Here is an 11,466-nt window from a genome sequence, read left to right on the forward strand (position 1 = left end):
CAACCTCCTGGATCGGGCGCCGGTAGGCCCTGGCGAGCGGCATCGGCCCCAGGAGGACCAGCCTCAAGGACTCCGGCCCGCTCCTGGCGATGGGCTCAAGGCGGGCGGCAACCTCCTGGATCGAGCGCCGGTAGGCCCTGGCGATGGGATCAAGGCGGGCGGCAACCTCCTGGATCGGGCGCCGGTAGGCCCTGGCGAGCGGCATCGGCCCCAGGAGGACCAGCCTCAAGGACTCCGGCCCGCTCCTGGCGATGGGCTCAAGGCGGGCGGCAACCTCCTGGATCGCGCGCGGGTAGGCCCTGGCGAGCGGGATCGGCACCCAGGAGGACCAGCCTCAAGGCCCCGCACACAGTCATCGTCGGCGGATCGGCGGCCCCGCACACAGTAAAACACTTCAGAACAATCCAAACGCCCACCAACTGTTACCCGTGGCGTTACCCGGCGAGCGATTGCGGACACTAAACGAGTTTTAACGCAAACGTAAACGACTGTTTATATTGATTCCGAGAGTCGGTTTCAGGCCCCTGTGTCACTGATTGCGGAACAGCGACCACACCTCACGGAAATGCTCCTGGGCCGAGTCGCCGATCCATTCAAAGGCGACCGATTCGGTGCACGACACCTGAACGCCGCCGGCGCGCATCCGGTCGAGGACATTCGCCTTCCACACCTCCTTGCGGGAGATAATGGCATCGGCGGGAACGAAGACCTGATAGCCCCAGCGCTGGAGCCCGGCGACGGTCTGGGAGATGCAGATGTGGGCCTCCATGCCGACGACGATCAATTGGCGCCGCCCCGGGTGGGCCGAGATACTGCGCTCAAAGCCCGGCGCCGTGCAGCAGGAATAGGCCGTCTTCTCGGTGGCTTGGGTGTCCGGCGGCAGGTTCAGACCGATCGACTCGATGATCGGCCCCAGACCCTTGGAGTTTTGCTGGGTGGCGATCACCGGAATGCCGAAGACCTTGGCGGCGGTGATCAGTCGGTTGATGTTGGCGACGACCTGCTCCAGTTCCTCGGTCGGCATGGCCCGGGCCAGCCGCTCCTGGGCGTCGATGATGAGCAATTGGGACGAGTCGCGCTGACACAGCGGCATCTGGATAGGGTGAACACTCACTGGATGTCCTCCGATTGGTGGTTGCTGCCTGACGCAGATTTGTTCGTTGTCGTTGTCGTTGTCGTTGTCGTTGTCGTGGTCGTGGTCGTGGTCGTAATGCAGGTTATCGTAGTGGTGCGGATTCTCTCGCACCTCGAATAGCATCGCTTCTCCGATTACGATTACGATTACGACAACGACAACGACAACGACAACGATTGCGCTTGTGTGTAGCTTGTTCTCGACCCGTCACTCAACGATCAGAACACAAAGGCCGGCGCCGCGGGGCAGTGGGCCAGGGCCGGGGTGCAGGTCTCGAACAGGGACTCGCGACGCAGGCCGCCGCCGGCCGCCCGGGTAATCAACCAGGCCTCCATGACCGGCGGCCGACCGAGGATGCAGAAAAGGCGCCCGGCCGGGGCCAGTTGCGCCTCCAGTACCGCCAGGAGCGCGGTGGCGGGCACCGAGCCCGTCACCGCGATCACGTTGAAGGGTCCGCCCGCCGTCGGTCCGGCCAGGGCATCGGCCGCCCGCACCTCGATCCGGTCGAACCCCGCGCCCGCAAGCCGCTCCCGCGCGGCGGCGGCCAAGGCGGGGTCGGCTTCCAGGCTGACCACCGCGGCGCCCAGTCGGCTCAGACAGGCGCTCAGATAGCCGCTGCCGGTCCCGACCTCCAGCACCCGGTCGGCGAATTGAACCCTGAGCGACTGCAACAGGCGCCCAACCACCTTCGGGGCCAACATGACCTGACCCTCACCGAGCGGGACCTCGATGTCCGCGTAGGCCAGCCCCCGATAGGCATCCGGGACAAAGACCTCACGCCTGATCTCGCCCATGACCTCCAGCACCCGGTCATCGAGCACCTCCCAGGGGCGGATTTGCTGCTGAATCATGTTGAAACGCGCGATGTCGCTGCTTGAGTCCACGAGGGCTTCTCCGCGGGTACAGGGGATTTGGTGACCGGTCGGCGCGCAAGGCTAAGGGCTTCGCACGCGGCGTGCAACCTCGCCGCCCGGACGGCCGGTCTGTTCAGACTCGAGCGACACTGATCATCCGTGAACAATAGGACTCAAAGATGACGATTGCCGCGGGTCGCCGACGCGCTTGCGATAATATAGAACATTAGCGATTTCTAAAATACTTTTTTCTTCCACGCGGACCTCGGTGGCAGCTAACGCAGCCTCGGCAACTGGTCCGCGAGGCGCGAAAAACGTACTATCCTTGCGGCCCGCGACGAACGGTCCGCGCAGCGGACCCGTCGTGAGGGCCGCGAGCCGTGGAGTCCGCTGTGCGGACCAAGGCCCCGGCCCCGCGGCGAGACGGCCATCAAGGCACCCCGAACCCAAGCCACCCGGTAGCCAGCGCATGCGCAAGACTTACCTGCTCGCGGTCCTCCTCATCGCCACGGCCGCCGCCGCGGTCCGCGCCGCCGACCAATCGGCGCCGCCCCCGCTCACAGCGCCAATCCCCGCGCCGGCCCCGGCCCCAGCCGCGGCGCAAGCCCCGGCCAAGGCGCCCGCCCCGGCCCCCGCCAAGCCCGGCGCTCCCAAAAAAAAGGGCAGCGAAAAGGCCGAGTACAAGGGCCCGACCGAAACCGACATCCGCGTCGCCTACACGGACAGAATCAGCGAGATCAACGTGGGGACGGCCCAATATCTCGATCCGGCGGCGGCGGCGAAGCTCACCATCAAGCTGGTGAAGGTCGACGTGGTGGAGTGCAACCCGGTCGAGGAACGCAAGGACATCTATGTCTGCAGCATCCTGGTCGAGGCCGGCGTGGGTGCCGGCGAGGTCGAGTTCAAGCGCTCGGAGGTCGCGCTGGTCAAGGCAAAGGACGCCTGGCGCGTCCACTAGCGGCGCCACCTGAACCGGCGTCCACACAGAACTGTCCCATCGCTTACAATGCGGCCCGGTCGTACCCGGCAACCGCTCCGCCGACTGCCGTTCGGCACGCCCGCGGCAGCCGGCACCCATGAACCGCCTGCCGAGTCCGCAACCCGTTATCTTCACATAACCCTGAGGTGATCCGCATGTCCCTGATGTCCCGTTCCATGGCCGAACTGATCGGCACCTTCTGGCTGGTCTTAGGCGGTTGCGGCAGCGCCGCGCTGGCGGCGGTCTTCATGGCCGGTACCAACGATATCGGTATCGGCCTGCTCGGTGTCGCCTTCGCCTTCGGCCTCACGGTCCTGACCATGGCCTACGCGATCGGCCACATCTCGGGCTGCCATCTGAACCCGGCCGTGACCGTCGGTCTGGTCGTGGGGGGCCGCTTCCCCGTGGGGGACGCGCCCCTGTACATCATCTTCCAGACCATCGGGGCGATCCTGGCGGCCTTCCTGCTCCTCTTGATCCTCCAGGGCAATCCGGAGTTCGTCCTCAAGGCCAGCAGCCTGGCGGTCAACGGGTTTGGCGACCTGTCCCCCGGCAAGTACGGTATGACCACCGGCCTGATCGTGGAGGTCGTCATGACCGCCATGTTCCTCTTCATCATCCTGGGCTGCACCGACAAGCGCGGCATCGGCACCCACGCGGGACTCGCCATCGGCCTGGGCCTGACCCTGATCCACCTGATCTCCATCCCGGTGACCAACACCTCCGTGAACCCGGCGCGCAGCACCGGCCCGGCCCTGGTCCTGGCACTGAACGGCGAGGGGCTCGCCCTGTCCCAACTGTGGCTCTTCTGGCTCGCCCCGATCATCGGGGCCGGCATCGCCGGCGGGATCTATCGGCTGTTCGAGGCCCCCGCAAGCAAGTAACCGCTTGCCCGGCGCGGGCCTTGGCGGCCCCCGCCGCTGTTCCAACAAGATATGCCAGGCTGTTAACCCTATCCACTTACTCTCAAGCAGCCCATGAGGGAATGCTTGTCGCGTTGTCGTTGTCGTTGTCGTTGTCGTTGTCGTTGTCGTTGTCGTTGTCGTTGTCGTTGTCGTTGTCGTTGTCGTTGTCGAGGTTATGGTAGCGCCCCGGATTCTCTCGCACGCCAAACTGCATCGCTTCTCCGATTACGACAACGACAACGATTGTGTTTAACGTGATTCTTGACTCGTTACGTCGTACCCCTCACAGAACGACCAGATTATCCCGATGGATCAGTTCCTCGGCGTCGCTATGGCCCAGGATTTCCTCGTGTCGGCTGGTGGGCTCCCCGCGGATGCGCAGGGTCTCGGTCACATCGTAGTTGACCAGGCCCCGGGCGACTTCCCGGCCCTCCTCGTCCACACAGGCAACCACCTCACCCCGGTCGAAGGTGCCGTGCACCGCCTTGACCCCCACCGCCAACAGGCTGGTGCCCTTCTCCCGCAGCGCGCGCACCGCACCCGGGTCCAAAGTCAGCCGGCCGCGCACCTGCAGGTGCCCGGCCAGCCACTGCTTGCGCGCCGCCTGGGGGCCCTGGGCCGGCACCAGCAGGGTCCCTACGGCCTCACCCGCGCCGATCCGCGTCAGCACGCCCGCGCCGCGGCCGGGGGCGATGACCGTGGCCGCCCCCGAGCGGGCCGCCAGCCGGGCCGCCCGCACCTTGGTCACCATCCCGCCGGTACCGTGCGCGGTGACGCTCCCCCCGGCCACCAGGTCCAGTTGCGGATCGTCCACCCGGGTCGCGCCGATCAGCCGGGCAGCCGGATCGCCGCGCGGATCGCGGTCGAAGAGCCCGTCCTGATCCGTCAGCAGGATCAGCAAATCGGCCTCGATCAGGTTGGCCACCAGGGCGGCCAGGGTGTCGTTGTCGCCGAAGCGCAACTCCTCGGTGGCGACCGTGTCGTTCTCGTTGATGACCGGGATCACCCCGAGCCCCAACAGGGTGCGCAGGGTGCCGCGGGCGTTGAGATAGCGGGCCCGGTGGGCCAGGTCGTCGCGCGTGAGCAGCACCTGCGCGGTGTGCAGGCCAAAGGTCTCAAAGCAGGCCTCATAGGCGCGCACCAGACCCATCTGACCGATAGCGGCGGCGGCCTGCAGCTCATGCAGCGCCTTGGGACGCTGCCGCCAGCCCATGCGCACCATGCCCTCGGCGACCGCCCCGGAGGACACCAGCACCACGTCGTGACCGGCCGCCCGGCGCGCCGCGATCTGTTCCACCCAGGGCATCAGCATCCCCCGGGTCAGCCCGAGGCCATCGCGGGTCAGGAGCGCGCTGCCGATCTTGACGACCCAACGGCGGGTCGCGGGGAGAGTGTCACGGGAGATCACGTCTTAGGGCCCCTTTTGGCTTGGCTACGAACGGTTCATTAACAAGTGAAACAAGTCCATTAGGAAATGTTCTCAGCACCGTTGTCGTTGTCGTTGTCGTTGTCGTTGTCGAGGTTATCGTAACGCCCAGAATTCTCGCGCAAGCCAATTTGCAGCGCTTCTCCGATTACGATTACGACCGACAACGACAACGACAACGATTGTTCGTCAGGCTCAATCGAGCGGGTGCCAATCGGCAGCGTCGGGCTCATCCGCGGGTCGGGCCTCGCCGGACTCAAGCTTGAGTGCCTCCAGACGGCGCATCAGGTCCTCCATCAACTGGGCCGTACCGGCGCCGGTCAGGGCCGAGCACTCATAGACCGGTGCCAGCCAACCCAGGTCGTCCAGCACCTGCTCACGGCGCTGCCGCAGCACCTCGGGCGGGAGCAGATCGCACTTGTTCAGGACCAGCCAGCGCTCCTTCTGCGCCAGGTCACCGCCGAACGCGGTAAGCTCAGCCTCGATCTTGCGCACCTGCGCGGCCGGCTCCAGCGATTCGTCGAGCGGGGCCAGGTCCACCAGGTGCAGGAGCAGCCGGGTGCGGGCCAGGTGCTTGAGGAACTGGATGCCGAGCCCGGCACCCTCCGCCGCCCCTTCGATCACCCCCGGGATGTCGGCAATCACGAAGCTGCGCCGGTGCCCCAGGCGGACCACGCCCAGGTTCGGATACAGGGTCGTGAAGGGATAATCGGCCACCTTGGGACGGGCACTGGAAACCTGACGGATCAGCGACGACTTACCGGCGTTGGGGAAGCCGAGCAGTCCCACGTCCGCCAACAGGATCAGTTCCAGGTGCAGGTCGCGCCGCTCCCCCGGGGTGCCGGGCGAGAACTGGCGGGGGGCACGATTGGTGCTCGACTTATACCGGGCATTGCCGATGCCGTGGAAACCGCCCTGGGCGACCAGCAGGCGCTCCCCGTTGGTCAGCAATTCACCCAAGGACTCGCCGGTCTCCTGCTCGAAGACCCGGGTCCCGACCGGCACCCGGATCAGGAGGTCACGACCGCCGCGACCGCGCATGTCCTTGCCCATGCCCTTGTGGCCGGACTCGGCCCGGTGCATCCGCTGGAAACGAAAGTCGACCAGGGTGTTGAGATTGTTGTCGGCCAGCAGGTAGATGCTGCCGCCGTCGCCGCCGTCGCCGCCGTCCGGGCCGCCCTTGGGGATATATTTCTCGCGGCGAAAGCTGACACAGCCGCTGCCGCCGTCGCCGGCCTCGACCCGGATGAATGCCTCGTCGACGAATTTCATGACGTTGTCCGCGATCTAAAGGCCAAAACGCAAAGAGCCCCGTCCGGGGGACGAGGCTCTTGTGCAGACACCCTTGCGATCACCGGCTTGGACGCCCACCCGCGGAAGCGGGGCGACGCGGGCCCGGGGACGGCCGGGTGACGAAGGCCGATCGAGCAATCCCGAGCGGCCGATACTATGGGTACTATGCGGTCTCGACCGTGACGAACTTGCGGTTCTTCGGACCCTTGATCAGGAACCGCACCACCCCGTCGGCCAGGGCAAACAGGGTATGGTCCTTACCCAGGCCCACATTGACGCCGTTGTGTACGGGCGTGCCGCGCTGCCGCACGATAATGCTGCCCGCGGTGACCTTCTGGCCGCCGAAGATCTTGACGCCGAGGCGTTTGGACTCGGAATCACGGCCGTTGCGCGAACTGCCGCCTGCTTTTTTGTGTGCCATGGATGCTCCCCGATCAGCCCGCGCTGATCCCGGTAATCTGAAGCTCCGTGAACCACTGGCGGTGGCCCTGGCGCTTCAGGTGATGTTTGCGCCGCCGGAACTTGATGATATGGACCTTGGCGGCGCGCCCGTGGGCCTTGACCGTGGCGGTCACCTTGCCGCCCAGGATGTAGGGCCGACCGATCGTCACCGCGTCGCCGTCGGCAACCATCAGGACCTGATCGAGTTCGATGTCGGCACCTGCCTCGGCAACGAGCTTCTCGACCTTGAGGGTATCCCCCTCGGAGACCCGGTATTGCTTGCCACCGGTTTGGATCACCGCGTACATGTCTTGAAGATTCCCCAAGGCTGAGTTCGACCGCCGACGCTCCAGGCCGGATGTAAAGACCCAACACGATAACCGGGCGCGGCCCCGCCGTCAACCCACCCAGAGGGCATCCACCCGCCGGCCACGCGGTCGTCCCGGTCCGCGCCGATCCGACCAGGCTTGACAGCCCCCCGGCCGACACCTAGCATCGGCGGTCACACTTTGATGCCAGTTCCCAGACGCATGGACCTTTCCGCGATCCGGCTTCCCGCCGCCGAAGACACCAAGGCCGTCGACGCACTGATCGTGCGCCGACTGCGATCCGACGTGGCCCTCATCAACCAGATCGGACACTACATCGTGCGCAGCGGCGGTAAACGTCTGCGCCCGCTGTCGGTGCTGCTGGCCGCGCGCGCCTGCGGCTACGGCGGCACCCGCCACATCGATCTGGCCGCGGTCATCGAGTTCATCCACACCGCCACCCTGCTGCACGACGACGTCGTGGACGGCTCCGAGTTGCGCCGCAACCAGGACACCGCCAACGTGGTGTGGGGCAACGAGGCCACGGTGCTGGTAGGGGACTTCCTCTACTCGCGCGCCTTCGAGATGATGGTCGAGGTCGGCAGCATGCGGGTGATGGAGATCCTGGCCCACGCCACCAACCGCATCGCCGAGGGTGAGGTCCTGCAACTGCTCAACACCAAGGACCCGGACACCGACGAGCAGCGCTACATGGAGGTCATCGTGCGCAAGACCGCCACCCTGTTCGAGGCCGCCACGCGCCTGGGCGCGGTCCTGGCCGCGAGCCCGGACCCCATCGAAACGGCCATGGCCGACTATGGCCGCAACCTCGGGATCGCCTTCCAGTTGATCGACGACGCCCTGGACTACAGCAGCGGCAACACCGAACTGGGCAAGAACGTCGGCGACGACCTGGACGAGGGCAAACCGACCCTGCCGATCCTGCGGGCGATGGCGGTCGGCACCCCCGCACAGCGCCGCCTGCTGCGCGAGGCCATCGAGCACGGCGGACGCGAGCGGATCGACGACGTGATCGCGGTGATTGCGTCCACCGACGCGATTGCCTATACTACCGAACTCGCACGGGATTACGCCCGACGGGCCAAGGAGGCACTCGCCGTCCTCGCCCCCTCGGACGCCACCGCGTCCTTGGGTCTGATGGCCGATTTCGCGGTCAGCCGAGACCACTAGAGACGGGTCACAGAGCGGCAGTCAGGCCGCCACCGTCGTCGTCGTAACGGTCGTCCCCCTTTCCCTCGGGGTGTAGCTCAGCTTGGTAGAGCGCTGTCTTCGGGAGGCAGAAGTCGCAGGTTCGAATCCTGTCACCCCGACCATCTTCTAATGCATCTGCAAGTCAGCCGCTTACGAGCGGCTTTTTTGTGCCTCTCCATCGTGAAAGTCGCGCAGCGACGCGGTGGGAGCGGCTTCAGCCGCGACGGGCCGCACGGGGAACGTGGCGTCGGGGTTCGCCGCAGCGCGGCCGCAGGCCGCTCCCACGAGAGCACTATCGGTCAGGACCGAACGGAACCGAACCGCTCACTGAGAATCGATACCGCAGGTTGGTTGCGTAATGCCGTGACCGGACGGCGCGCCGACCCAGTGCCGCCGCCCCGGGGCGTCACTTCGCAGCGGTCGGCCGGCACCGGCAGGGCCTGACTCCAGCCGCTCAGGCCTCGTTCGGCTTGGGCGGAAACAGCGTCGCGAGCGACTTGACGGTCATCTCCGAGAGAATCTTGCCGGGGCAGATCCGCGTAATGACGGCGAAGGTGAACGAGATCGGGGGAATATACAGCACCCAATGCACCACCCCGAACCCGGTGAGCCAGATGCCCGTCCACAAGATGGTCCCGGACACGGCAAAAAAGAGGCGCAGGCCGGGACCCAGCCGCTCAACGCCTCTGAAATAGTTGACGATCGCGCTGAAAAACCCGTTCATCTCGATGGCTCCTGTTAACGATGGTCATCCGGCCGGGAAGCGCCCGACGGCCGCGGCGGGTGGTCCGCGCGAAGGTCCGCACAGCGGACCCTACGGGACAGGCCGGGGTGATGAAGGCCGCGCCCGCGCCCAGCAGGACGGGCGCGAGTCTCCCCGGTCCTGCGCCGTGCGGCAAGTGTTTTCAGGGTATGATGGGCGCCCGTCAGCGGGGCGGATCGGCCGCCCGCCCGCGGGTGGCCCCTGCCATCGCGGCGCGGCGCGGCGCGCGGGCGCGCGCAGCGTTCAACCGACGCCGGAGCCAGCCGATGCACCTGCACTTGAACCCACTCCTGATCGAGCCGGCCGCAACGCTCCTGCTCGGCATTCTGATCCTGCTCATTCCCAGGTTCTTGCGTTATTTCGTGGCCATCTATCTGATCGTCATCGGCGTCCTGGGGCTGATGCGGCACCTCTGAGCCATGATCGCGAGGCTGCTCAGACCTCGCCGCCCCCGGGGTCGGTTAAGATCCCGCCATCGCCAACCAGACCCCGAACCAGACGCAGGGTAAGCCATGACCACCATCCGCGAGTCCGATTTCGTCCAGAGCATCGCCGACGCCCTGCAGTTCATCTCCTTTTACCACCCGGCGGACTATATCCGCGCCCTGGCCGCCGCCTACGCGGCGGAGGAGTCCCCGGCGGCCAAGGACGCGATGGCGCAGATCCTGGTGAACTCACGGATGTGCGCGCAGGGCCACCGACCCATCTGCCAGGACACCGGGTCAGTGGTGGTCTTCCTCAAGGTAGGTATGGGGGTGCGCTGGGACACGGCGCTCAGCATCCAGGAACTGGTGGACGCGGGGGTGCGCCGGGCCTATCTGGACCCGGACAACCCGTTGCGCGCCTCCATGGTCGCCCCACCCATCGGGGCGCGCAAGAACACCGGCGACAACACCCCGGCCGTGGTGCATGTGGAACTGGTCCCGGGGAACCGCCTCGAGGTGCGCCTGGCGGCCAAGGGCGGGGGCTCGGAGAACAAGTCCAAGTTCACCATCCTGAATCCCAGCGACAGCCTGGTGGACTGGGTGCTCAAGACGGTCCCGACCATGGGCGCCGGCTGGTGCCCGCCGGGGATGCTCGGCATCGGCATCGGGGGCTCCGCCGAGAAGGCCATGCTGATGGCGAAGGAGTCGCTGCTCGGTCACATCGACATCCATGAATTGAAGGCGCGCGGTCCCGCCGACCCGATCGAGGAACTGCGCCTGGAACTGTTCGAGAAGGTCAACGCACTGGGCATCGGTGCCCAGGGGCTGGGCGGGCTCACCACGGTGCTGGATGTCAAGATCGAGACCTTCCCCACCCATGCCGCCTCGCTCCCCGTGGCCATGATCCCCAACTGCGCCGCCACCCGGCATGCGGAGTTCACCCTGGACGGCTCGGGCCCCGCGACGCTGACACCGCCGCGGCTCACCGACTGGCCCGAGATCACCTGGGATGCGGCGGCGGGGGCGCGCCGGGTGGACCTGGACTCGGTCACCCGCGAGGACATCGCCGGCTGGCGGCCGGGCGAGCGCCTCCTGCTCTCCGGCCGGCTCCTGACCGGCCGCGACGCCGCCCACAAGCGCATGGTCGATCTCTTGAACAGCGGCGAGGGGCTGCCGGACGGGGTCGACCTGCGCGGGCGCTTCATCTACTACGTGGGCCCGGTCGACCCGGTGGGCGACGAGGTGGTCGGCCCCGCCGGCCCGACGACCGCCACCCGCATGGACAAGTTCACCGAGCAGATGCTGAGCGAGACCGGCCTCATCGGCATGGTCGGCAAGGCCGAGCGGGGACCGGTCGCGGTCGAGGCGATCCGGCGCCACCAGGCGGTCTATCTCATGGCGGTGGGCGGGGCGGCCTATCTGGTGGCCAAGGCCATCAAGTCGTCGCGCCTCATCGCCTTCGGGGACCTGGGGATGGAGGCGATCCGCGAGTTCGAGGTGCTGGACATGCCGGTGACGGTGGCCGTGGACAGCCGGGGTGAGTCCGTGCACCAGAGCGGGCCGGCAGAGTGGCGGGCGCGGATCGGCAAGATTCCGGTCGCCGTCGCGGCTTAGCAGCGAGTCAGGAACAAGTCAAACGCAGACACAATCGTTGTCGTTGTCGTTGTCGTTGTCGGAGAAGCGATGCATCGTGGGGTGCGAGAGAATCCGAGGCTCAACGATTAC

Annotated in this window: 15 protein-coding genes and 1 tRNA gene; 6 read left to right on the plus strand and 10 right to left on the minus strand. The window is 66.6% G+C overall.

Annotated elements, in window-relative coordinates; genetic code table 11:
- The 3 genes from QZY48_RS28105 to QZY48_RS28115 all read right to left on the minus strand — a co-directional run.
- Window positions 1-319, minus strand: a 319-nt coding sequence (locus tag QZY48_RS28105; protein ID WP_295436953.1) for a hypothetical protein, incomplete at its 3' end; no start/stop codon positions are given.
- Between the two features lie 210 nt (window positions 320-529).
- Window positions 530-1,114: an isochorismatase family protein gene (locus QZY48_RS28110; protein WP_295436965.1), complete on the minus strand. Its 585-nt coding sequence runs from the start codon at window positions 1,112-1,114 to the stop codon at window positions 530-532.
- A 239-nt stretch (window positions 1,115-1,353) separates the two neighbouring features.
- Window positions 1,354-2,019: a protein-L-isoaspartate O-methyltransferase gene (locus QZY48_RS28115; RefSeq protein WP_295436954.1), complete on the minus strand. Its 666-nt coding sequence runs from the start codon at window positions 2,017-2,019 to the stop codon at window positions 1,354-1,356.
- A gap of 439 nt (window positions 2,020-2,458) precedes the next feature.
- On the opposite strand from QZY48_RS28115, the gene QZY48_RS28120 reads away from it, so the two are divergent.
- Entirely contained in the window at window positions 2,459-2,947 is a 489-nt protein-coding gene (locus QZY48_RS28120) for a hypothetical protein (protein ID WP_295436955.1), read from the plus strand.
- 176 nt (window positions 2,948-3,123) lie between these two features.
- Window positions 3,124-3,852: an aquaporin Z gene (gene aqpZ, locus QZY48_RS28125; protein ID WP_295436956.1), complete on the plus strand. Its 729-nt coding sequence runs from the start codon at window positions 3,124-3,126 to the stop codon at window positions 3,850-3,852.
- Window positions 3,853-3,934: 82 nt separating this feature from the next.
- On the opposite strand, the gene QZY48_RS28130 is transcribed toward aqpZ, so the two are convergent.
- From QZY48_RS28130 to rplU, 6 genes are all read right to left on the minus strand, one after another.
- On the minus strand, window positions 3,935-4,087 hold the full coding sequence (locus QZY48_RS28130) for a hypothetical protein (protein WP_295436957.1): 153 nt from the start codon (window positions 4,085-4,087) through the stop codon (window positions 3,935-3,937).
- Between the two features lie 69 nt (window positions 4,088-4,156).
- Window positions 4,157-5,281 (minus strand): glutamate 5-kinase, encoded by a 1,125-nt coding sequence (gene proB / locus QZY48_RS28135; protein WP_295436958.1) that lies wholly within the window; start codon window positions 5,279-5,281, stop codon window positions 4,157-4,159.
- On the minus strand, window positions 5,268-5,429 hold the full coding sequence (locus QZY48_RS28140) for a hypothetical protein (RefSeq protein WP_295436959.1): 162 nt from the start codon (window positions 5,427-5,429) through the stop codon (window positions 5,268-5,270). The genes proB and QZY48_RS28140 overlap by 14 nt, the downstream gene beginning before the upstream one ends.
- 65 nt (window positions 5,430-5,494) lie before the next feature.
- On the minus strand, window positions 5,495-6,571 hold the full coding sequence (gene cgtA, locus QZY48_RS28145) for an Obg family GTPase CgtA (RefSeq protein ID WP_295436960.1): 1,077 nt from the start codon (window positions 6,569-6,571) through the stop codon (window positions 5,495-5,497).
- A gap of 184 nt (window positions 6,572-6,755) precedes the next feature.
- Window positions 6,756-7,013, minus strand: a complete 258-nt coding sequence (gene rpmA, locus QZY48_RS28150) for a 50S ribosomal protein L27 (protein WP_100921450.1) — start codon at window positions 7,011-7,013, stop codon at window positions 6,756-6,758.
- Window positions 7,014-7,026: 13 nt separating this feature from the next.
- A complete protein-coding gene (gene rplU / locus QZY48_RS28155) occupies window positions 7,027-7,341 on the minus strand; it encodes a 50S ribosomal protein L21 (protein WP_295436961.1) in 315 nt (104 codons plus the stop codon).
- A gap of 222 nt (window positions 7,342-7,563) precedes the next feature.
- On the opposite strand from rplU, the gene QZY48_RS28160 reads away from it, so the two are divergent.
- The gene (locus QZY48_RS28160) at window positions 7,564-8,532 is read left to right on the plus strand and encodes a polyprenyl synthetase family protein (protein ID WP_295436966.1); all 969 of its coding nucleotides are present in this window, start codon (window positions 7,564-7,566) and stop codon (window positions 8,530-8,532) included.
- A 66-nt stretch (window positions 8,533-8,598) separates the two neighbouring features.
- Window positions 8,599-8,675: transfer RNA gene (locus tag QZY48_RS28165), tRNA-Pro, on the plus strand.
- A 332-nt stretch (window positions 8,676-9,007) separates the two neighbouring features.
- Here QZY48_RS28165 and QZY48_RS28170 read toward each other — a convergent pair.
- Entirely contained in the window at window positions 9,008-9,277 is a 270-nt protein-coding gene (locus QZY48_RS28170; RefSeq protein ID WP_295436962.1) for a hypothetical protein, read from the minus strand.
- 305 nt (window positions 9,278-9,582) lie between these two features.
- Here QZY48_RS28170 and QZY48_RS28175 point away from each other — a divergent pair, with 305 nt between their 5' ends.
- Both QZY48_RS28175 and QZY48_RS28180 read left to right on the plus strand, forming a co-directional pair.
- Window positions 9,583-9,732 (plus strand): DUF3096 domain-containing protein, encoded by a 150-nt coding sequence (locus QZY48_RS28175; RefSeq protein ID WP_295436963.1) that lies wholly within the window; start codon window positions 9,583-9,585, stop codon window positions 9,730-9,732.
- Between the two features lie 96 nt (window positions 9,733-9,828).
- Window positions 9,829-11,355, plus strand: coding sequence for a fumarate hydratase (locus tag QZY48_RS28180; RefSeq protein WP_295436964.1), 1,527 nt, complete (start codon window positions 9,829-9,831; stop codon window positions 11,353-11,355).
- Window positions 11,356-11,466 lie beyond the last annotated feature (111 nt).

Origin of the sequence: uncultured Thiodictyon sp. (genome assembly GCF_903828115.1) — a bacterium.
Taxonomy (GTDB): Bacteria; Pseudomonadota; Gammaproteobacteria; order Chromatiales; family Chromatiaceae; genus Thiodictyon.

What these genes read in the sequence shown, in the direction of transcription:
- QZY48_RS28120 (WP_295436955.1), top strand. Translation starts at nt 2,459, where the DNA reads ATGCGCAAGACTTACCTGCTCGCGGTCCTCCTCATCGCCACGGCCGCC.
- aqpZ (WP_295436956.1), top strand. Translation starts at nt 3,124, where the DNA reads ATGTCCCTGATGTCCCGTTCCATGGCCGAACTGATCGGCACCTTCTGG.
- QZY48_RS28130 (WP_295436957.1), bottom strand. Translation starts at nt 4,087, where the DNA reads ATGCAGTTTGGCGTGCGAGAGAATCCGGGGCGCTACCATAACCTCGAC.
- cgtA (WP_295436960.1), bottom strand. Translation starts at nt 6,571, where the DNA reads ATGAAATTCGTCGACGAGGCATTCATCCGGGTCGAGGCCGGCGACGGC.
- rpmA (WP_100921450.1), bottom strand. Translation starts at nt 7,013, where the DNA reads ATGGCACACAAAAAAGCAGGCGGCAGTTCGCGCAACGGCCGTGATTCC.
- rplU (WP_295436961.1), bottom strand. Translation starts at nt 7,341, where the DNA reads ATGTACGCGGTGATCCAAACCGGTGGCAAGCAATACCGGGTCTCCGAG.
- QZY48_RS28160 (WP_295436966.1), top strand. Translation starts at nt 7,564, where the DNA reads ATGGACCTTTCCGCGATCCGGCTTCCCGCCGCCGAAGACACCAAGGCC.
- QZY48_RS28170 (WP_295436962.1), bottom strand. Translation starts at nt 9,277, where the DNA reads ATGAACGGGTTTTTCAGCGCGATCGTCAACTATTTCAGAGGCGTTGAG.
- QZY48_RS28175 (WP_295436963.1), top strand. Translation starts at nt 9,583, where the DNA reads ATGCACCTGCACTTGAACCCACTCCTGATCGAGCCGGCCGCAACGCTC.
- QZY48_RS28180 (WP_295436964.1), top strand. Translation starts at nt 9,829, where the DNA reads ATGACCACCATCCGCGAGTCCGATTTCGTCCAGAGCATCGCCGACGCC.